At 52.9% G+C, this 19,965-nt stretch carries 16 protein-coding genes, 1 tRNA gene and 1 pseudogene; 7 read left to right on the top strand and 11 right to left on the bottom strand.

Features of this window, described 5'->3' with window-relative positions:
- Window positions 1-40 precede the first annotated feature (40 nt).
- Together ACLD11_RS00485 and ygjG are read right to left on the bottom strand one after the other, a co-directional pair.
- On the bottom strand, window positions 41-2,059 hold the full coding sequence (locus ACLD11_RS00485) for an FAD-dependent oxidoreductase (protein ID WP_411014396.1): 2,019 nt from the start codon (window positions 2,057-2,059) through the stop codon (window positions 41-43).
- Window positions 2,060-2,229: 170 nt separating this feature from the next.
- Entirely contained in the window at window positions 2,230-3,609 is a 1,380-nt protein-coding gene (ygjG, locus tag ACLD11_RS00480) for a putrescine aminotransferase (protein ID WP_411014395.1), read from the bottom strand.
- A 429-nt stretch (window positions 3,610-4,038) separates the two neighbouring features.
- On the opposite strand from ygjG, the gene ACLD11_RS00475 reads away from it, so the two are divergent.
- The gene (locus tag ACLD11_RS00475) at window positions 4,039-5,559 is read left to right on the top strand and encodes a PAS domain-containing methyl-accepting chemotaxis protein (RefSeq protein WP_001582503.1); all 1,521 of its coding nucleotides are present in this window, start codon (window positions 4,039-4,041) and stop codon (window positions 5,557-5,559) included.
- 387 nt (window positions 5,560-5,946) lie between these two features.
- On the top strand, window positions 5,947-7,512 hold the full coding sequence (locus tag ACLD11_RS00470; protein ID WP_183059392.1) for a methyl-accepting chemotaxis protein: 1,566 nt from the start codon (window positions 5,947-5,949) through the stop codon (window positions 7,510-7,512).
- Here ACLD11_RS00470 and ACLD11_RS00465 read toward each other — a convergent pair.
- On the bottom strand, window positions 7,509-8,156 hold the full coding sequence (locus ACLD11_RS00465; RefSeq protein ID WP_183059393.1) for a PadR family transcriptional regulator: 648 nt from the start codon (window positions 8,154-8,156) through the stop codon (window positions 7,509-7,511). The genes ACLD11_RS00470 and ACLD11_RS00465 overlap by 4 nt on opposite strands.
- 230 nt (window positions 8,157-8,386) lie before the next feature.
- On the opposite strand from ACLD11_RS00465, the gene ACLD11_RS00460 reads away from it, so the two are divergent.
- Complete coding sequence (locus tag ACLD11_RS00460; protein ID WP_411014394.1) at window positions 8,387-9,154, top strand: siderophore-interacting protein; 768 nt, start codon at window positions 8,387-8,389, stop codon at window positions 9,152-9,154.
- A gap of 79 nt (window positions 9,155-9,233) precedes the next feature.
- Here the strand turns inward: ACLD11_RS00460 and ACLD11_RS00455 are convergent.
- Window positions 9,234-9,309 (bottom strand) — tRNA-Ile (locus ACLD11_RS00455).
- Between the two features lie 125 nt (window positions 9,310-9,434).
- On the opposite strand from ACLD11_RS00455, the gene mug reads away from it, so the two are divergent.
- A complete protein-coding gene (gene mug / locus ACLD11_RS00450) occupies window positions 9,435-9,941 on the top strand; it encodes a G/U mismatch-specific DNA glycosylase (RefSeq protein ID WP_411011872.1) in 507 nt (168 codons plus the stop codon).
- Window positions 9,942-10,062: 121 nt separating this feature from the next.
- On the opposite strand, the gene rpoD is transcribed toward mug, so the two are convergent.
- From rpoD to rpsU, 3 genes are all read right to left on the bottom strand, one after another.
- Window positions 10,063-12,045 carry an RNA polymerase sigma factor RpoD gene (rpoD, locus tag ACLD11_RS00445; protein WP_411014393.1) on the bottom strand — a complete coding sequence of 661 codons (1,983 nt, stop codon included), beginning with the start codon at window positions 12,043-12,045 and terminating at the stop codon, window positions 10,063-10,065.
- 14 nt (window positions 12,046-12,059) lie between these two features.
- The gene (gene dnaG, locus ACLD11_RS00440; RefSeq protein ID WP_000918865.1) at window positions 12,060-13,805 is read right to left on the bottom strand and encodes a DNA primase; all 1,746 of its coding nucleotides are present in this window, start codon (window positions 13,803-13,805) and stop codon (window positions 12,060-12,062) included.
- A gap of 235 nt (window positions 13,806-14,040) precedes the next feature.
- Window positions 14,041-14,256 (bottom strand): 30S ribosomal protein S21, encoded by a 216-nt coding sequence (gene rpsU, locus ACLD11_RS00435; RefSeq protein ID WP_001144069.1) that lies wholly within the window; start codon window positions 14,254-14,256, stop codon window positions 14,041-14,043.
- A 227-nt stretch (window positions 14,257-14,483) separates the two neighbouring features.
- Here rpsU and tsaD point away from each other — a divergent pair, with 227 nt between their 5' ends.
- Window positions 14,484-15,497 carry a tRNA (adenosine(37)-N6)-threonylcarbamoyltransferase complex transferase subunit TsaD gene (gene tsaD, locus ACLD11_RS00430; protein ID WP_001264389.1) on the top strand — a complete coding sequence of 338 codons (1,014 nt, stop codon included), beginning with the start codon at window positions 14,484-14,486 and terminating at the stop codon, window positions 15,495-15,497.
- A gap of 123 nt (window positions 15,498-15,620) precedes the next feature.
- On the opposite strand, the pseudogene ACLD11_RS00425 reads toward tsaD, so the two are convergent.
- Window positions 15,621-15,683 (bottom strand): annotated as a pseudogene (locus ACLD11_RS00425) (hypothetical protein); the annotation flags it as partial.
- 38 nt (window positions 15,684-15,721) lie between these two features.
- On the bottom strand, window positions 15,722-16,339 hold the full coding sequence (gene plsY / locus ACLD11_RS00420; RefSeq protein WP_001272785.1) for a glycerol-3-phosphate 1-O-acyltransferase PlsY: 618 nt from the start codon (window positions 16,337-16,339) through the stop codon (window positions 15,722-15,724).
- Between the two features lie 106 nt (window positions 16,340-16,445).
- On the opposite strand from plsY, the gene folB reads away from it, so the two are divergent.
- Entirely contained in the window at window positions 16,446-16,805 is a 360-nt protein-coding gene (gene folB / locus ACLD11_RS00415; protein ID WP_000355776.1) for a bifunctional dihydroneopterin aldolase/7,8-dihydroneopterin epimerase, read from the top strand.
- Window positions 16,806-16,902: 97 nt separating this feature from the next.
- Window positions 16,903-17,724: an undecaprenyl-diphosphate phosphatase gene (gene bacA / locus ACLD11_RS00410; RefSeq protein WP_001281933.1), complete on the top strand. Its 822-nt coding sequence runs from the start codon at window positions 16,903-16,905 to the stop codon at window positions 17,722-17,724.
- Window positions 17,725-17,828: 104 nt separating this feature from the next.
- Here bacA and ACLD11_RS00405 read toward each other — a convergent pair whose 3' ends face one another.
- Together ACLD11_RS00405 and ACLD11_RS00400 are read right to left on the bottom strand one after the other, a co-directional pair.
- Window positions 17,829-19,070 (bottom strand): multifunctional CCA addition/repair protein, encoded by a 1,242-nt coding sequence (locus ACLD11_RS00405; protein WP_411014392.1) that lies wholly within the window; start codon window positions 19,068-19,070, stop codon window positions 17,829-17,831.
- Between the two features lie 62 nt (window positions 19,071-19,132).
- Window positions 19,133-19,747 carry a TIGR04211 family SH3 domain-containing protein gene (locus tag ACLD11_RS00400; RefSeq protein ID WP_001125344.1) on the bottom strand — a complete coding sequence of 205 codons (615 nt, stop codon included), beginning with the start codon at window positions 19,745-19,747 and terminating at the stop codon, window positions 19,133-19,135.
- Window positions 19,748-19,965: the final 218 nt, after the last annotated feature.

Raw genomic sequence — 19,965 nt, 5'->3', positions numbered from 1 at the left:
GGCGTAAGCCCGATAAGCGCAGCGCCATCAGGTAAAGTCGTTAAATTTCCAGCGCCAGTCGGGTGCCCTGGGCAATCGCCCGTCGGGCATCCAGCTCCATCGCGACATCGCATCCGCCGATAAGATGTACCGTTTTACCTGCGGCGCGTAACGGGTCCGCCAGTTCGCGGCGGGGTTCTTGTCCGGCGCAGATCACCACATGATCCACTTCCAGCAACTGCGGTTCGCCGCCGATCAAGAGATGTAATCCGTCGTCGTCGATCTTCTGGTAACTGACCGCCGGGATCATCTTCACGCCGCGCGCCAGTAACGTCGCGCGATGGATCCAGCCGGTGGTTTTACCTAACCCTTCGCCCGGCTTGCTGGCTTTGCGTTGCAGCATGACGATTTGCCGTGGACTACGTGCCAGGCGCGGGCCTTCCGGGCGCAGACCGCCTGCCTGTTGCAGGCTGGTATCAATTCCCCATTCCGTACAAAATTCAGCAATATTTTGGCTGGTGGATTCGCCGTGCTGGCTAAGATACATGGCCGTGTCAAAACCGATCCCGCCGCAGCCGATGATCGCCACTCGCTTACCAACCGGCGCCTTATCGCGCAATACCTCCAGGTAGGTCAATGCCTTTGGATGATCGATACCGTCTATCGGCGGGCGGCGCGGTACTATTCCACAGGCGAGGATCGCTTCGTCAAACGGCTGAAGATCCTCTGCGTTCACCCGTTGGTTCAGTTTCAGCGTAACGCCAGTAACATCGATCATTCGACGGTAGTAGCGCAGCGTTTCGTAAAACTCCTCTTTACCCGGGATCTGCCTGGCGATAGTAAACTGACCGCCAATTTCACTCTGGGCGTCAAACAGCGTGACATGATGGCCGCGCGACGCGGCGTTAATCGCGAAAGCCAGCCCCGCCGGGCCAGCGCCGACAACGGCCAGGTTCTTTTTGCGTATGGCCGGCGTTATCGGCATGTGGGTTTCGTGACAGGCGCGTGGGTTCACCAGACAGGAGGTCACTTTGCCGATGAAGATCCGATCCAGACAGGCCTGATTACAGCCGATACAGGTGTTGATCTCATCTGCGCGTCCGGATTGCGCTTTAGTCAGGAATTCGGCATCGGCAAGGAAGGGACGCGCCATCGACACCATATCGGCATCGCCGCGCGTCAGGATCGTCTCGGCGACCTGCGGATCGTTAATGCGATTGGTCGCGATCAGAGGAACCGACACATGACCTTTGAGTTTCCGCGTCACCCAGCTAAAGGCGCCACGCGGTACTGGCGTGGCGATGGTCGGGATTCGCGCCTCATGCCAGCCAATGCCGGTATTAATTAGGCTTGCGCCTGCGGCTTCAATGGCTTGCGCCAGTTGTACCGTTTCGTCGAACGTGCCGCCATTTTCCACCAGATCGAGCATCGACAGGCGATAGATAATAATAAAGTCGTTCCCTACCCGCTGGCGTACCGCGCGTACTACCTCAACCGCGAAGCGCATACGGCTGGTATAGTCGCCGCCCCACTCGTCATCGCGATGGTTAGTTCGCCGGGTGAGAAATTCATTAATCAGATAGCCCTCTGATCCCATCACCTCTACGCCGTCGTAGCCTGCTTCCCGCGCCAGCTGCGCGCAATGCGCGAAGTCGTCGATTAACTGCATGATTTCATCATGCGTCAGTTCATGCGGCATAAAGCGGTTGATTGGCGCCTGAATTGCCGACGGCGCGACCAGGTGCGGCTGATAGCTGTAACGCCCGGTGTGCAGAATTTGCAGCGCGATTTTACCTCCTTCCGCATGTACGGCATCGGTCACCACGCGGTGAGGCGTTAACTGGCTGGCGTCGTTCAGCATCGCGCCGCCGGTCATCACGACCCCGGAGGGAACGGGCGCAATACCGCCGGTGACGATTAACGCTACGCCGTGTCGCGCGCGCTCGGCATAAAATGCCGCCAGGCGCTCAGCGCCATCAGGATGTTCTTCCAGACCCGTGTGCATCGATCCCATCAGCACACGGTTTCTGAGAGTAGTAAAGCCCAGATCGAGCGGGGCGAACAGCGACGGGTAGCTCATAAGCGTATCCAGTATGTAAAATTATTGTTATGTGGTCGGATGAGTTACTACTGTAGCCGTCGCGAGGTAAAAGGGAAAAGGGGAATGTGGTGATTGTGATGGGATTCAAAAAAGAGGCTGCGACCCGGGGAAAACAGGCCGGATAAGCACAGCGCCATCCGGCATCGTTTTTAAACCTCTTCAACGCTCACCTGCATCGCTACCAGCGCATTACGCGCTGATTTCAATACCTGTTCGCACAGTTCAATGGTTAGCGTGAGCGGTGGCTCAATACGAATTGTTTTCGCATTATTCAGCGTACCAGCGACCAGCACGCGTTGACGGAACATCTCACTGGCAAAACGGTAGCCCGTTTCGTTATCGACAAATTCAATGGCCATCAACATACCTTTGCCGCGCGCATCGTGTACCAGATTGGGATACTCACGCGCAAGTTGTCGAAAACCATCCAGGAGCGTATCGCCTTTTTGTTCCGCCTGGGCCGGGAGATTTTGCTCCAGCAGGACGTTAATGGTCGCCAGCGCGGCAGCACAAGCCAGTGGATTACCGCCAAAAGTGGTGGTATGCAGGAAGGGGTTGTCGAACAGAACCGAAAACACCTCTTCAGTCGCGATGGTGGCGCCAATCGGCATCACGCCGCCGCCCAGGGCTTTCGCCAGGCACAGAATATCAGGCTGCACATTTTCGTGCTCGCAGGCAAACATCTTGCCGGTACGCCCCATGCCGGTTTGTACTTCATCCAGAATCATCAGTGCGCCGAATTCATCACAGAGCTTACGTACCTCTGTCAGGTATCCCTGCGGCGGCAGGATCACGCCGCCTTCGCCCTGAATAGGCTCCAGAATCACGGCTGCTATCTCGTCGCCCGTTTTTTTGCCTTCGCTAAATGCCATGCTCATCGCGTCGATATTGCCAAACGGCACATGGCGGAAGCCCGGCAGTAAAGGCATAAAGGGTCTGCGGAAGGTGGATTTGGCCGTGGCGGAGAGCGCGCCCAATGATTTGCCGTGAAATGCGCCGCTGGTGGCGATAAAGGTAAACTTGCCGCGCGGCGACTGATACGCTTTTGCCAGTTTTAGCGCCGCTTCGACGGATTCGGTGCCGCTGTTACAGAAAAAGCTGTACTTGAGTTTCCCCGGTGTCAGCGCCGCCAGCGTTTTTGCCAGCATCGCCCGCAAGGGATCAAGTAACTCCTGGCTGTGGAGAGGTTGTTTTGCGAGTTGATTCTGGACGGCGGATACCACAACAGGATTACGGTGCCCCACGTTAAAGATGCCAAACCCCCCAAGACAGTCGATAAACTCCTGCCCCTGGGTGTTGACAAGCGTATTCAAACTGCCCGCTTGCCACTCTACGGCTCCGTAATCCCCGCCGGCGGTAACAGATTTCCGGTATTCCAGAAATCCTGGATTTACATGCTCTTTAAAGTAGTCAATGACCTCTCGGTTTAGTGCTTTCATTTCCTCATGGTTTAGCGTTTGCTTCTCAATGAGATTCAATGCGTGCGCGCTACAGGCCAAAGCCGATGCGCTGGAAGGTAACCTGTTCAAAATGAGCTCCAGAGGGCCGTGTATCACATGATACTGAATTAAGTATTGCAGGGATTAGCGGGGGTCTACGCCCATAGTGAAAATCGGGATAAACACCAGGGGTAATCACATTCACACAACATTTAATATTATTCATTAACAATTGGATGCATTTTGAGCAGATCTTGTTTTACGGTTTACGGTGTGTTGCGTTAGCGGCGGCGTGAGAAAAAGGTGAGCCAGGGCAGATTTTAAAGAAAAAGGTTGTCCACGCTAAACAATTTCATAATGAAAATAAGGCGCGGGATGAGGTGAAAATCGTACAAATATTAAGGAGTAATCGCAAATTGCGATCCAGATCAATTTTAACAATTAAAGATAAATAGATTAGCGCCGAAATAACATCTGAGCGAAAAATTAACATCCAGATAACCTGCACAGGACGCTATCATGTCTTCTCATCCCTACGTCAGCCAGCTAAATACCCCGCTGGATGATGATACCACTCTGATGTCTACGACCGACCTGGAAAGCTATATCACTCACGCCAATGACACTTTTGTCCAGGTGAGCGGCTATCAGTTAAACGAGTTACTGGCGCAGCCACATAATCTGGTGCGCCATCCGGATATGCCGAAAGCTGCCTTCGCAGATATGTGGTACACCCTAAAACAGGGCGAACCGTGGAGCGGCATTGTGAAAAACCGGCGTAAAAACGGCGACCATTACTGGGTGCGGGCCAACGCGGTACCGATGATACGTGAAGGGCGTGTGACGGGATATATGTCGATCCGTACCCGCGCCACGGATGATGAGATTGCCGCCGTCGAGCCTTTATATCAGGCGCTAAATGAAGGGCGGTGTAGTAAACGTATTCATAAAGGCCTGGTGGTTCGTCAGGGCTTACTGGGCAAACTGCCCGCTATGCCTGTTCGCTGGCGAGTGCGTAGCATTATGGGGCTAATGGCCGTAATGCTGGCGTTGGCGCTGTTCGGTACGGATGCGTCATGGCAGGCGTTGTTGTTGGGCGCGTTGGCGATGCTGGCAGGTACGGCGCTATTGGAATGGCAAATTGTGCGTCCCATTGAAAATGTGGCGACGCAGGCGCTGAAAGTGGCGACCGGCGAACGCAACAGCGTACAACATCTTAATCGTAGCGATGAGTTGGGGCTGACGCTGAGGGCCGTAGGGCAGCTTGGCTTGATGTGCCGCTGGCTGATCAATGACGTATCAAGTCAGGTATCCAGCGTCAGAAACGGCAGTGAAAGGCTGGCGAAGGGTAACAATGATCTGAACGAACACACCCGTCAGACCGTGGAGAATGTTCAGGAAACGGTAACGACCATGAACCAGATGGCGGAGTCCGTGAAGCTCAATTCCGAGACGGCTTCCGCTGCGGATAAGCTTTCTATGGCGGCCAGTAGTGCGGCGACTCAGGGAGGTGAGGCGATGGATACGGTGATTAAAACGATGGATGATATCGCTCACAGTACGCAACGTATCGGGACGATCACCACGCTAATTAACGATATCGCTTTTCAGACGAATATCCTGGCGCTGAATGCGGCGGTAGAAGCGGCGAGAGCGGGCGAGCAGGGGAAAGGGTTTGCCGTGGTTGCTGGTGAGGTACGCCATCTTGCCAGCCGCAGCGCTAATGCGGCGAACGATATTCGTAAATTAATTGATGCCAGCGCAACAAAGGTGCAGTCAGGCTCCGAGCAGGTTCACGCCGCAGGCCGTACCATGGATGACATTGTAGCCCAGGTGCAGAATGTCACCCTGCTTATCGCACGTATCAGTCAGTCGACGCAGGAACAGACAGATGGACTTTCCAGTCTGACCCGCGCCGTGGACGAGTTGAACCGCATAACCCAGAAAAATGCGGCGCTGGTGGAAGAGAGCGCACAAGTCTCCGCAATGGTAAAACACCGTGCCAGCCGGCTGGAGGATGCGGTCACGGTACTGCATTAAGTTTACTTGTAGGTAGCAACGGTAATGACATCCGCCCGGTAGCAACAAACTTACCGGGCGGATGCGCTCTGATAGAAGGCGGTGCCTGCCATCATAGAGAGTACCAGTGGCCTGTGCTGTTAAAAATAAAGTGATATTTATTCCTTCTCCCTTGTCTACCTATTAATAGGTATAAACTCAGTTAATAAATAAGAAATGGTTAACCTTTTAGCGTATTTCTTTCATTATTAGTGCCAATTTATGTCACTTTTGGTTCATCTTTCTGTGAACAATAAATATTATTTACTAATAATGTTCCGAAATAAAAAGCGATCAATATCATAAAGTTAGTAACATTATTGCCGATAAATCTTCCTGTATGAGGATATGCAATCCCAGGGAGAAAATATGTTTTTGCATAACATTAAAATACGTTCAAAATTATTTATGGCCTTTGGCTTATTCATTGTTCTCATGGTGGTCAGTTCCGCTCTGTCTTTGTTTAGCCTTGATCGGGCTAATACGGGTATGCAGAACATTATTACCAATGATTATCCCACCACGGTGAAAGCCAATCTGTTAATCGATAATTTTAATGATTTCATCATCGCGCAGCAGCTCATGCTACTGGATGAGGAGGGGCGCTGGAGCCAGAGTTCGCAGAAAGAGCTGGATGAAATAAGCCAGCGTATTACGGCGTTACTGGATGAGCTTTCCAGCAATCGTCACGATGCGGCTTCGCAGAAAATCATTACCGAGATCCGTGAAGCGCGTCAGCAATACCTGGAGTCCAGATTCCGTATTTTGCAAGATATTCAAAGCAATAATCGTCAGGCGGCCATTCAGGAGATGATGACCAGAACGGTGCAGGTGCAAAAGGTCTATAAGGATAAAGTTCAGGAGCTTATCGCCGTTCAAGATGCGCAGATGCACAACGCGGGCGTGCAGGTCGAAGGAGATTTTAAAACTAACCGGACGCTGTTAATTACCCTGGCGCTGATAAGCATCGCCGCCGGATGCGTAATGGGATGGTATATCGTACGTTCCATTACCCGGCCGCTTGATGAAGCGGTACGATTTGCCGAGGCGATTGCCGATGGCGATCTGACTCGCCATATCACCACCGACTATAAAGATGAAACAGGCGTACTACTGCAAGCGTTAATGGCGATGAAAACGCGTCTGCTGGATATCGTACAGGAAGTGCAAAACGGTTCGGAGAGTATCTCCACGGCGGCGTCGCAAATTGTCGCCGGTAACCAGGATTTGGCGGCGCGTACGGAAGAGCAGGCCAGCTCAGTTGAAGAAACGGCGGCGTCGATGGAACAGATTACCGCCACGGTTAAAAATACGGCTGACCATACCAGTGAAGCGACCAAACTCTCTGCCGGAGCCGCCAGCGTGGTGAAAAACAACGGTGAGATGATGAATCAAGTGACGCAGAAAATGCGCGTCATTAACGATACGGCAAATCGTATGTCGGATATTATCAATATCATTGATTCCATTGCTTTTCAGACCAATATTCTGGCGCTGAACGCGGCGGTTGAAGCGGCGCGCGCGGGCGAACATGGACGTGGTTTTGCCGTTGTCGCCGGAGAGGTTCGCCAGTTGGCGCAAAAGAGCGCCTCGTCGGCCAGTGAAATCCGTAATTTGATTGAAGATTCAACCAGTCAGACTCAGGAAGGGATGCAACTGGTGGAGAAAGCCAGCGCTCTGATTAATGGCATGGTGGATAACGTCGAAGAGATGGATGTGATATTACGTGAGATTGGGCAGGCCAGCCGCGAGCAAACTGACGGTATTTCGCAGATTAACAGCGCGATTGGCCTGATTGACGCCGCCACGCAACAAAACTCCTGCCTTGTGGAAGAGTCTGTTGCCGCCGCGGCGTCGCTGAACGAACAGGCGTTACATTTAAAAGAGCTGGTTAACGTGTTCCGCGTCCGCGAAGAGGACACGCAGTCCGCTTAATCCAGTTCGGCGATTTCCAGCGCCGCGCGATCAATCACGCCGATAATGCGTTTGATTTGCGCGTCGTTGATATCGCTGTGGTTTATCCGCAGATCCAGCACGGCCTTGAAGTTATCCAGCGCCCGCTTCATCTGCGGATTTTTACGTAATTCCATGCCCACACAACGGGCTTTTAGCCGCGCCTGAATATGCGTCAGATGTTCGCGATTTTCATCAAGCCATTGCGCGCCGTTCGCGGTAATCGCGATTTTTTTCCGCCCGCCTTCTTCGTCGCTAATCGTGATAAATTGCTGATCCTGTAAAAAATCCAGCGTAGGGTAGATCACACCAGCGCTTGGCGTATAGCCGCCCCCCGTCAGATTTTCTATCGCTTTAATCAGTTCATAGCCGTGGCTGGCGTCCCGGGTCAGGATATCAAGAATGACCAGCCGAAGTTCCCCGTGGCCAAAAAATCGCTGACGTCGACCACCGCCCTGTCCATGCCGACCACAGCCGTGTCCGTGACGGTGTTCGCCGCCGCAACTGGCGTTCTCATGCTGATGCGCGCTATGGCAGCCTTCATGCTGATGTCCCCGATCTTTACAGCAGCCATCGTGCTTATGATCCCGGTTTTTGCAACACCCTTCATGTTGATTTTGCATCATTGCCTCCTGCTTATTTAGATATATCTAATTTATATCTAAATGTTAACTTTTAGCAAGGCTAAGATTGTTTTTTATTATAATTTATTAATTTATAAAGATTTATTTTTAAGTGCGAGTAACGAAGCACAGCAAGAACACTATCAAAAAACAGTTGCATTTTTCATGATTAACAATCATTATCATTTAAAGCTTTAATTTAGATATATCGTATTACTTTACGAAGGCAAAAAATGACGACATCATCCGCACGCTACCCACAGCGTGTTCGTAATGAACTGCGTTTTCGCGAGCTGACCGTTCTGCGGGTAGAACGTATTAGCGCAGGATTTCAGCGGATCGTACTTGGCGGCGAGGCGCTGGACGGTTTCATCTCCCTGGGTTTTGACGATCACACGAAAGTTTTTTTCCCTGCGCCAGGATGTCGCTTTACGCCCCCGACAGTCACTGAGGAAGGCATTATCTGGGGGGAGGGCGTTCGTCCGGTCTCCAGGGATTACACGCCGCTGTATGACGAGGCGCGTCGCGAGCTGGCGCTGGATTTCTTTATCCACGATGGCGGCGTAGCCAGCCGTTGGGCAATGGAAGCTCGTGAAGGCGATACACTGACGATTGGCGGGCCGCGCGGTTCGCTGGTGGTGCCGGAGGATTATGCCTGTCAGGTTTATGTCTGCGATGAGTCCGGTATGCCTGCGCTGCGTCGTCGTCTGGAATCGCTTAGCCGTCTGCCTGCGCGCCCTGCGGTAACCACGCTGGTGAGCATTCAGGATGCCGCATATCGCGATTATCTCGCCCATTTGACGGATATTACTGTGGAATATGTTGTTGGCGGCGATGAACAGGCAATACAAACGCGCCTGTCGCAGCTGACAATACCAGAATCAGACTATTTCATCTGGATTGCTGGCGAAGGCAAAACGGTAAAATGTTTAAGTCAGTGCTTTGAAAAGGGGTTTGATCCACACCTGGTACGTGCGGCAGCCTATTGGCATCGTAAATAGCGGTATGGGGCGAGCCCTGTCAGAAACAAAAAAGCCACTCGCTAGAGTGGCTTAATTATATGATTTTAAAGCTAAAATTTGGTGGCCCCTGCTGGACTTGAACCAGCGACCAAGCGATTATGAGTCGCCTGCTCTAACCACTGAGCTAAGGGGCCGTGGCGGTGGATTATAATGTAACTTTACGCTGTAATCCAGCCGTAACCGCGCGGGTGCTGTTTTTATAAACAATGTGTTTTCAACCCGTTATACTTAAAGAACGTTGTATTGCTCAGGAGTAATAATGGTTAAGGACATACTGGCGCCAGGGCTACGGGTGGTTTTTTGCGGCATCAATCCGGGACTCTCCTCGGCGAATACTGGCTTTCCGTTTGCGCATCCCGCGAATCGTTTTTGGAAAGTTATTCATTTGGGCGGTTTCACCGATCGACAGTTGAAACCGGAAGAGGCGGAAAAATTACTGGATTTTCGCTGCGGGGTAACGAAACTCGTCGACCGACCGACGGTACAAGCGACTGAGGTGAAGTTGCATGAATTACGTAGCGGCGGACGCAACCTGATTGAAAAGATAGAGGACTACCAGCCCGCGGCGCTGGCGGTGCTTGGTAAACAGGCTTTTGAACAGGGATTCAGCCAGCGCGGTATCGCCTGGGGTAAACAAAAGATCGCCATTGGCGCGACGATGGTGTGGGTGTTGCCGAATCCCAGCGGCTTAAACCGAATTAAAACGGAAAAACTGGTCGAGGCCTATCGCGAACTGGATCAAGCGCTCATTATGCGTGGGCTATAGCAATGGGGAATGAGGGCGCGAATACTCGCGCTGTGTAGAAATTCTGCAGGCCAAATAGGGCACTCGCGCATGACCTGATAAAAAAACGCCGCCTTGCGGCGGCGTATACGTGTACGGCGAATTAATCGTCGAGGAAGCTGCGCAGCACTTCAGAACGGCTCGGGTGGCGCAGTTTACGCAGCGCCTTCGCTTCGATCTGACGGATACGTTCGCGGGTAACGTCGAACTGTTTACCCACTTCTTCCAGCGTGTGGTCGGTGTTCATATCGATACCGAAACGCATACGCAGCACTTTCGCTTCACGAGCGGTCAGGCCAGCCAAAACGTCGTGAGTGGCGGCGCGCAGACTCTCGGTAGTGGCAGAGTCCAGCGGCAGCTCGAGGGTGGTATCCTCGATGAAATCACCCAGATGCGAATCTTCATCGTCACCGATCGGCGTTTCCATTGAGATTGGCTCTTTGGCGATTTTCAGCACTTTGCGGATCTTATCTTCCGGCATCAGCATGCGCTCGGCCAGCTCTTCCGGCGTTGGCTCGCGGCCCATCTCTTGCAGCATCTGGCGGGAGATACGGTTGAGTTTGTTGATGGTCTCAATCATATGCACCGGAATACGGATGGTGCGCGCCTGATCCGCGATAGAGCGGGTGATCGCCTGACGGATCCACCAGGTAGCGTAGGTGGAGAACTTGTAGCCGCGACGGTATTCAAACTTATCTACCGCTTTCATCAGACCGATGTTGCCTTCCTGAATCAGGTCAAGGAACTGCAGACCACGGTTGGTGTATTTCTTGGCGATAGAAATAACCAGACGTAAGTTCGCTTCAACCATCTCTTTTTTCGCACGGCGGGCTTTCGCTTCCCCGATGGACATGCGACGGTTGATGTCTTTCACCTGTTCGATGGTCAGACCGGTCTCTTCTTCAATCTGCCGCAGTTTTTGCAGACAGCGTTGCACTTCTTCCGCGACATCGTGCAGTTTTTCCGACCACGGTTTGTTCATCGCGATAGCGGCGTTGAACCAGGTTTCGCTGGTTTCGTTACCGGTAAACAGCGTGATAAAGTTCTTCTTCGGCATTTTGCACTGCTCGACGCAGAGCTTCATGATCAGACGTTCCTGAGTACGCACGCGATCCATCATCACGCGCATACTGTTGACCAGATAGTCGAATTGCTTCGGTACCAGACGGAACTGTTTGAACACTTCAGACAGCTTCAGAATCTCTTCCTGCGCGGCAGCATGGCTGCGGCCTTTCGCTTTGATGGTGTCGCGCGTAACGACGTATTGCGCGCGCAGCTCAGCGAATTTTTCGCGTGCCAGTTCAGGGTCAATGCTGTTGTCGTCATCGGTGGCGTCATCGTCGCCGTCTTCTTCATCTTCGTCTTCGTCATCATCCAGGTCTTCCTGGGAGAGTTCAGAACCGACGTGAGTTGCGGTCGGCGCCATCTCTTCTTCCGCGTTCGGATCGACAAAGCCGGTGATAAGATCGGACAAACGAGCCTCTTCAGCCTCAACGCGATCGTACTGTTCCAGCAGATAGGTAATGGCTTCCGGGTATTCGGCAACGGAGCATTGAACCTGGTTGATCCCGTCTTCGATACGTTTAGCGATGTCGATTTCGCCTTCCCGGGTCAACAGTTCAACAGTGCCCATTTCACGCATATACATGCGTACCGGGTCAGTCGTACGACCGATTTCAGACTCAACACTGGACAGAACTTGTGCAGCAGCTTCTTCCGCATCTTCATCGGTGCTGGTGGTATTTTCAGCCAGCAGCAGATCATCGGCATCAGGCGCTTCTTCCATTACCTGAATACCCATGTCGTTGATCATTTGGATGATATCTTCAATTTGATCTGAATCGACGATATCTTCCGGCAGATGGTCATTGACCTCAGCATAGGTCAGATAGCCTTGCTCCTTACCACGGGTGACAAGAAGTTTCAGCTGTGACTGCGGGTTTTGCTCCATAAGACGGTATCCACACTTATTCGTTTGATTGGTGTCGACGGTATAGCTGTCGACATTTAAAGCGAGGGCATACTTATATTTTGGCCGCTGCCTCTCACTGCGGCTGTCGGGGGCTTCCCGATCGATATGCGGCATTTAAGCCGTTAAATTCATTTTCTGGCCAGCTCCTGGTTTAACGTCCAGAGCTCTCGGCGTTCTTCGCTGCTTAAACCGTGAGTGCGATCGCGAGCGATCAGCTCTTCTTGTCGCAGTTGCAGCAGCGAATCAAACATATGGTTGAGTGAGTCGGTAAAGGTCTTTTCGGCAATCGCCTTATCTGCTATATCGTCCCACATCGATAATTTTTCAAGGGTCGCAGCATCATTTGTGCCACGGTAGAGTTCCAGAAGTTGTCCGGTAGTAAGACCTGGCTGAGCCAAACAAGTTTTGACCAATTCTTTAAATAAGCCAAGTCCAGGCAGCTTATTCTGATCCAGCGCGTCTAAGGGCGGCACTAACGGCGCGAGATCCGGATTTTGCACCAGTAATCCTATCAGTATACGCATGGTCGTGCGTTTTAGCTGCGGAGCCGGGCGGGAAACGCCGCTTTCCGCCTGTTTTGGCACTAAACGATCAAGCTGACTATCATCGAAAATGCCTAACTTCAGCCCCAACGTCTGGCGCAGCTGAATACGGTGCGCGTCGCCAGGCACCTGATTAATGAGCGGCAGCGCCAGCGCGGCTAACTGCGTGCTGCCATCCGGCGAGCTTAAATCCACCTGCGGCAGGAGGCTATTAAACAGAAACGTAGAGAGCGGCTGCGCCTGCTCCATCCGCGCTTCAAAAGCCGCCTTGCCTTCTTTACGCACCAGCGTATCCGGGTCTTCGCCGTCAGGTAAAAACATAAAGCGTACCTGCCGACCGTCGGTCATATAAGGCATTGCTGTTTCCAGCGCTCTCCAGGCGGCATCACGGCCAGCCCGGTCGCCGTCGTAACAGCAAATCACGTTGTTCGTCGCCCGGAATAACATATGCATATGGTCTGCCGTGGTTGAGGTACCCAGCGAGGCGACCGCATAGTTAATGTCGTATTGCGCTAGTGCGACGACATCCATATAACCTTCGACCACAAGCAAGCGTTGCGGTTCAGCACTATATTGCTGAGCCTCATAAAGACCATATAGCTGGCGGCCTTTATGGAAAATGTCCGTTTCCGGAGAGTTAAGGTATTTCGGCGTGTCGTTCCCCAGAACTCGGCCGCCAAAACCAATCACCCTGCCGCGTTTGTCCCGAATAGGGAACATGACCCGATTACGGAAACGATCGTAAGTGCTGCCCTGCTCGTTATTGACCAGCATTCCGGCATCCAGCAACAATGCCTTGTTATCGCTGTTATTACCGAAGCGCTTTAACGCGTTATCCCAACCAGGCGGCGCGAAGCCAATGGCGAAACGCTGAATAATTTCAGCGCTCAGACCGCGCTTTTGCAGATAGTCACGCGCAGGTTTTGCCGCAGGATGGGTTAGCGACTGCTGATAAAAGTCATTCAGACCATTCATCAACTGATAGAGGTTTTGCCGTTGATGGCGCTCTATCTGGCTAAGCCCGGTGCCTGCTTCATAGGGAATTTCCAGGTTATGCATGGCCGCTAATTCTTCGACGGTTTCGACAAATTCGAGCTTGTCGTAATTCATCAAAAAGTCGATCGCATTGCCATGCGCGCCGCATCCAAAGCAGTGATAAAACTGTTTTTCACCGTTTACGGTGAAAGAAGGGGTTTTCTCATTATGGAATGGACAACACGCGTGATAGTTCTTGCCCTGTTTCTTGAGTTTTACGCGCACGTCGATCAGATCGACGATATCGGTTCTCGCCAGCAGGTCATTAATGAATACGCGTGGGATTCGTCCAGCCATATGCCCCTTTTATACACGTCATTCTTCAGGCTGCCGTAGTGTTGGCTACGTTCGCTCACCCCTGTCGCTGACTTGCGTAAGCGCCGGGGACTTGCTCTCTTGCCGCCTGGACGCAGCATGAATGATTTTGTGTATATGCTAATGCATAAACGAAAACAAGCCGCGCATTCCTTTCGGAAGCACGGCCTTACAACTACAACTCGATCTGAATTGAGAGCAGCCCGCTCTCAAAAGATTAGTACAGACGAGTACGGCGTGCGTTTTCGCGAGCCAGTTTCTTCGCGTGACGTTTCACTGCAGAAGCTTTAGCGCGCTTACGTTCGGTCGTCGGTTTTTCATAGAACTCACGACGACGAACTTCCGCCAGAACACCTGCTTTTTCGCAGGAACGCTTGAAGCGACGCAGAGCTACGTCGAACGGCTCGTTTTCACGTACTTTAATTACCGGCATGTGCCTCTCACCTTTGATTAATTCGGTTTGCCGCTGGCATCAACGCCAGCTTATTTCAAAATGGTGCGGAATTTTACTGCAATTGCTGCTGCTTTGTAAAGCACCGCGGCCTTTTTTGAAAGGGACTTTTATAAGGTGAGGGAGTATACACGAAGTCGGGACTGAGGGTATACATCCACCCGCATTCGACCTACACTGCGCGGTATTAGAGCGAGGTAAAACAAGTCATGCGTGTACTGGGTATTGAAACATCCTGCGATGAAACCGGCATCGCTATTTACGACGACAAAAAAGGTCTGTTAGCCAACCAATTGTATAGTCAGGTGAAATTACATGCTGACTACGGCGGCGTAGTGCCTGAACTGGCTTCCCGCGATCATGTGCGTAAAACCGTGCCGCTGATTCAGGCGGCATTAAAAGAAGCCGGTCTGACGGCGAGCGATATCGACGCGGTGGCCTATACCGCAGGCCCGGGCCTGGTCGGCGCGCTGCTGGTCGGCGCAACCGTCGGGCGTTCGCTGGCATTTGCCTGGAATGTGCCGGCCATTCCTGTACACCATATGGAAGGTCATCTGCTGGCGCCGATGCTGGAAGATAACCCTCCGGATTTCCCGTTTGTGGCGCTACTGGTCTCCGGCGGGCATACGCAGCTCATTAGCGTGACCGGAATCGGTCAGTACGAACTGCTGGGAGAGTCGATTGACGATGCCGCCGGTGAAGCGTTTGATAAAACCGCCAAATTGTTGGGGCTGGATTATCCTGGCGGCCCGATGCTGTCGAAAATGGCGTCGCAGGGGACGGCGGGACGTTTTGTCTTTCCGCGCCCGATGACCGATCGCCCGGGGCTGGATTTTAGTTTTTCCGGTCTGAAAACCTTTGCCGCTAACACCATTCGTAGTAATGGCGACGACGAACAAACTCGCGCTGATATCGCGCGCGCTTTTGAAGATGCGGTCGTGGATACGCTGATGATCAAGTGCAAGCGCGCGCTGGAAAGCACCGGTTTTAAGCGTCTGGTCATGGCGGGCGGCGTCAGCGCTAACCGCACGCTGCGCGCGAAGCTTGCCGAAATGATGCAAAAACGCCGCGGCGAAGTGTTCTATGCGCGTCCGGAGTTTTGTACTGACAACGGGGCGATGATCGCTTATGCCGGAATGGTGCGGTTTAAGGCGGGCGTTACGGCGGATCTTGGCGTAACGGTACGTCCGCGCTGGCCGCTGGCCGAGCTGCCGGCGGCGTAAAAGCGGAAAAAAGGGGGCGACATCATGCCGCCCCAACGGGTTTACAGTAAAACGACGGGCATCCACAACAGCCCGGTGACGATCAGCAGCACCAGGAAGATCAGGCCGAAAATCGCGCCTAACCACGCCAATGGTGGAAGGGTGACGCGCGGCGGATTCGATATGTACGCCTATCACCGAGCTATTTATCCGGCGATGCGCAGGCACGGCATAGCGCAAAAAAACTACTCCGAATCTTTCTGGCGTTTCTTTTTCAGCTTCGTCCAGATTTTCGTCTCCTGGCGACGCCACAGACGCTGGATGTTGTCATGATGGCGCAGCAAAATGAGACATGACAGCATCGACACCGGGAAGGTGAACTGCGGTTTAAACCACCAGACGTAAAACGGCGCAATCAAGGCGCTGACAATCGCTCCTAACGATGAATAACCGCTTAACAGGACCGTCAGCAGCCAGGTGCCAGCCATGACGCCGGTTAAATCCCAGCCGATGGGCGCAATGGCGCCAAATGCGGTTGCTACGCCTTTCCCACCTTTAAAGCCAAAAAAGACCGGCCAGATATGCCCCAGACAGGCGGCGATAGCGATAAGCCCCAGCCAGAAAGGGGTAACGCCTAACGCATACGCGCCCCAGACGGGCAACATGCCTTTAAGGATGTCAAAAATAAGTACCGCGACAGCCGCTCCCTTGCCACCGATTCGTAATACGTTCGTCGCGCCCGGGTTGCCGGAGCCGCTTTCTCGCGGATCGGGCAGCCCGGCGATGCGGCAAACCAGAATGGCACTGGAAATTGAGCCGCAGAGATACGCGAAGAGGATCATTCCAGGCGCGATTGCACTCATAAGCTGTTCCGTATTGAAAGTGTCGTTTTATTTACTATTTCTGTGGATAATACGCACATTTCGCCGGAAGTGGTATCCGGGTTAGCCAAAAAGCAGGCAGGTCGTGATGGATATTGTATTTATAGAGCAACTTTCGGTAATCACCACTATCGGTGTTTACGACTGGGAACAGACTATCGAGCAAAAACTGGTGTTCGATATCGAAATGGCATGGGATAACCGCAAGTCGGCGAAAAGCGATGATGTCGCAGATTGTCTAAGTTACGCGGATATCGCCGACACGGTGATAAATCATGTTGAAGGCGGGCGTTTTGCTCTGGTCGAGCGTGTGGCGGAAGAGGTGGCGGATCTGCTGCTTAGCCGATTCAATTCTCCGTGGGTTCGCATCAAACTGAGCAAGCCTGGCGCCGTCGCGCGCGCGGCGAACGTAGGGGTAATTATTGAGCGTGGCAATAATCTGAAATAAAAATAAATAATTTTATATTTTTTAAACCAAACGGTTATATATGGGGTCTTAACGCGAGATCCATTTTTGCAGTGTTTTTCATTTTAGGGGTTTATTGATGAGCGATATGCACTCGCTGCTGATAGCGGCAATTTTGGGTGTGGTCGAAGGATTGACGGAGTTTTTGCCGGTATCCAGCACGGGCCATATGATTATTGTGGGTCATCTGCTGGGGTTTGAAGGCGATACGGCCAAGACATTCGAAGTGGTGATTCAACTTGGATCTATTCTGGCGGTCGTGGTGATGTTCTGGCGGCGGTTGTTTGGTCTCATCGGTATTCACTTTGGCCGCCCGCTACAGCGTGAAGGTGAAAGTAAAGGTCGATTAACGTTGATTCACATCCTGCTGGGCATGATTCCGGCGGTGGTGCTGGGGTTAGTCTTTCATGACACGATCAAGTCGCTATTTAACCCGATTAACGTGATGTACGCGCTGGTGGTAGGCGGTCTGTTGCTGATTGCCGCCGAGTGCCTGAAGCCGAAAGAACCGCGCGCGCCGGGGCTGGATGATATGACGTATCGTCAGGCTTTTATGATTGGCTGTTTCCAGTGTCTGGCGCTGTGGCCGGGCTTCTCGCGTTCCGGAGCGACCATTTCCGGTGGGATGCTGATGGGCGTCAGCCGTTACGCCGCCTCTGAGTTCTCGTTCTTACTGGCTGTGCCGATGATGATGGGCGCAACGGTTCTGGATCTCTACAAAAGTTGGTCATTCCTGACCGCAGCGGATATTCCAATGTTCGCGGTGGGCTTTGTGACGGCGTTTGTGGTGGCGCTGATCGCCATCAAGACCTTCCTGCAACTGATTAAGCGTATCTCGTTTATTCCGTTTGCGATTTACCGCTTTGTGGTGGCGGCTGCCGTTTACGTTGTCTTCTTCTGATGATTGACCGTGCCGGATGGCGGCGTACCGCCTTGTCCAGACTAACTGTTTTGTCGGTCTGATAAGCGCAGCGCCATCAGGCAATTTATCGTGCCGGATGGCGTTTAGCTGGCGGGTTTCGGGCAGCGCTTCTCTTTCCAGTTGGCGACCGCTGCAATTCGTCGCTTCGTCAGCTCCTCGCGAATCTCAATGCCCTTAAATCCGGCCTCCACCACCTCTTTCGTCGGTACCGCCTGCGCCACCTGCCAGGCTTCGCGCAGCCAGCGCCCCTGCGGGTAATCCGACGCTTCAAAGCCGGTACGTCCACGGACATCGGCTTCGCTGGTCAGCGCAATCTGCTCGACGCGCTGCGGTTTACGCCATGCATCAATGGCGTCAAACAGCTTAACGATCGTTTTCGGCTGGAGTATCGGAAAGGTGTGGATCAGATCGTGGTATTCGGCGACCAGTTTAGCTAAATCACGCAGGTCATTGGGGACGCGCAAACGCTGGCATAACTGTTCGACCAGTTTCACGCCCGCCGGGCCGTGGCCATGATGGCGCGGCCAGAGGTTTTTCGGCGTTAAGCCTTTGCCCAGATCATGACAAAGCGTGGCGAAACGGACATCAAGCTGCGGACTGAGCATAGCGGCCATCGACAGCGTCATCAGCGTATGAACTCCGGTATCAATTTCCGGATGCCACTTTGCCGGCGCGGGTACGCCAAACAGGGCGTCGATTTCCGGAAACAGGACGCGCAGGGCGCCGCAGTCGCGCAATACCTGGAAGTAAACCTGCGGATTGCGGGTGGTAAGCGCATTTTCCGTCTCTTTCCATACCCGTTCCGGCGTCAGATGTTCCAGCTCGCCTGCTGCGGTCATTTCGCGCATTAGCGCCAGTGTTTCATCGGCGATACGGAAACTAAGATGAGCGTAACGGGCGGCAAAACGCGCCACGCGCAATACGCGCAAGGGATCTTCGCCAAACGCGGGAGAGACATGGCGCAGTAGACGCGCCTCCAGATCCCGGCGCCCGTGGTAAGGGTCGATAATCTGGCCATCATCGTCGCGCGCCAGAGCATTAATGGTCAGATCGCGACGCTGGAGATCGGCTTCCAGGGTAACGTTCGGCGCGGCATAACAGGTGAAGCCCGTGTAGCCGGAACCGGATTTACGCTCAGTACGCGCCAGCGCGTATTCTTCGTGAGTTTGCGGATGGAGAAACACAGGAAAATCACGGCCTACCTGCTGGTAGCCCGCATCAAGCATCTCCTGCGGCGTGGCGCCGACAACGACCCAATCTTTATCTTTAACCGGTAGCCCTAACAACGCATCCCGAACCGCACCACCGACCAGATAAATCTTCACGCCACTTTCCTTTTAAAAACGAGCATCCTCTAATGATAAGACAGTGCCGCAGAGAAGGCGATTTAGTTCATCCAGCGGTCTTTGCGTTTACGACTTGGGATCATATGCGGCAGCACCAGCCCTAACAGCAAGCCAATACCCAATACGCCGCCGCCATACATAAACCACTGCATAATAATGGTGCGCTGTTTGTCATCCAGTTGCAGATTCGCGGCGCTAACTTTTTTCTGCGCGACAATCAGCTCGTTTTTCAGCTTCTGGTTTTCTTCTTTTAGCCCGTTGATGACGCTGTCGCTTTGCGCCACTTTCTGCTGCATATCGGCGGTGCGCTGATTCCACGTGGTATCAATATTGTTGAGTTTATCGGTCAACGTTTTGACCTGATTTTCCAGATCCGGCACGCGGGTACGCAGGCTTGGCGTGGTATTCAGTTCTTTTAACGGTATCCAGGCAGTACGACCAGAACTGTCTTTGATTTGACCATAGTTGGCATCGCTCTGTAAGAGCGTGACTTCCTCGCCGGCGTTGACGGTACCCACAAGGCGATAATTATCTCCCGGACCGCTGCGGACCCAGGTATTCAGTTCATCAGAAACGTAACGCGTCTCTTCAGCATGAGAGACGGCGGTGGCGCTAAGCGCAAGTAAAGTTAGTCCAATCAGGCGTAATTTTGGCATCAGGCTGTCGTTATTGTCAGAGAAAGTGGAACGATAGTAACGGCATCAGTGTCGCTACGCAAAGTAGTCGACATCAATCGGAATCATCTGTGTCGCCTTTGCCGCTACGTCAAACTTTTACGCCCGTCAAATTGCTCGTTGCATGGCAATTTGGCGCAAAATACTATCTACTGACAAAAATAATGCGGGTAAGTTCGCCAAGAATCTTCCCAGATGTG

This window comes from Salmonella sp. 741265116_PST (genome assembly GCF_046567715.1).
Classification (GTDB): Bacteria; Pseudomonadota; Gammaproteobacteria; order Enterobacterales; family Enterobacteriaceae; genus Salmonella; species Salmonella enterica.
The sequence above is the reverse complement of the archived record's forward strand: the minus strand, read 5'-3'. Positions and strand labels throughout refer to the sequence as shown.

What these genes read in the sequence shown, in the direction of transcription:
- ACLD11_RS00485 (WP_411014396.1), bottom strand. Translation starts at nt 2,059, where the DNA reads ATGAGCTACCCGTCGCTGTTCGCCCCGCTCGATCTGGGCTTTACTACT.
- ACLD11_RS00475 (WP_001582503.1), top strand. Translation starts at nt 4,039, where the DNA reads ATGTCTTCTCATCCCTACGTCAGCCAGCTAAATACCCCGCTGGATGAT.
- ACLD11_RS00470 (WP_183059392.1), top strand. Translation starts at nt 5,947, where the DNA reads ATGTTTTTGCATAACATTAAAATACGTTCAAAATTATTTATGGCCTTT.
- ACLD11_RS00465 (WP_183059393.1), bottom strand. Translation starts at nt 8,156, where the DNA reads ATGATGCAAAATCAACATGAAGGGTGTTGCAAAAACCGGGATCATAAG.
- ACLD11_RS00460 (WP_411014394.1), top strand. Translation starts at nt 8,387, where the DNA reads ATGACGACATCATCCGCACGCTACCCACAGCGTGTTCGTAATGAACTG.
- mug (WP_411011872.1), top strand. Translation starts at nt 9,435, where the DNA reads ATGGTTAAGGACATACTGGCGCCAGGGCTACGGGTGGTTTTTTGCGGC.
- rpoD (WP_411014393.1), bottom strand. Translation starts at nt 12,045, where the DNA reads ATGCCGCATATCGATCGGGAAGCCCCCGACAGCCGCAGTGAGAGGCAG.
- dnaG (WP_000918865.1), bottom strand. Translation starts at nt 13,805, where the DNA reads ATGGCTGGACGAATCCCACGCGTATTCATTAATGACCTGCTGGCGAGA.
- rpsU (WP_001144069.1), bottom strand. Translation starts at nt 14,256, where the DNA reads ATGCCGGTAATTAAAGTACGTGAAAACGAGCCGTTCGACGTAGCTCTG.
- tsaD (WP_001264389.1), top strand. Translation starts at nt 14,484, where the DNA reads ATGCGTGTACTGGGTATTGAAACATCCTGCGATGAAACCGGCATCGCT.
- plsY (WP_001272785.1), bottom strand. Translation starts at nt 16,339, where the DNA reads ATGAGTGCAATCGCGCCTGGAATGATCCTCTTCGCGTATCTCTGCGGC.
- folB (WP_000355776.1), top strand. Translation starts at nt 16,446, where the DNA reads ATGGATATTGTATTTATAGAGCAACTTTCGGTAATCACCACTATCGGT.
- bacA (WP_001281933.1), top strand. Translation starts at nt 16,903, where the DNA reads ATGAGCGATATGCACTCGCTGCTGATAGCGGCAATTTTGGGTGTGGTC.
- ACLD11_RS00400 (WP_001125344.1), bottom strand. Translation starts at nt 19,747, where the DNA reads ATGCCAAAATTACGCCTGATTGGACTAACTTTACTTGCGCTTAGCGCC.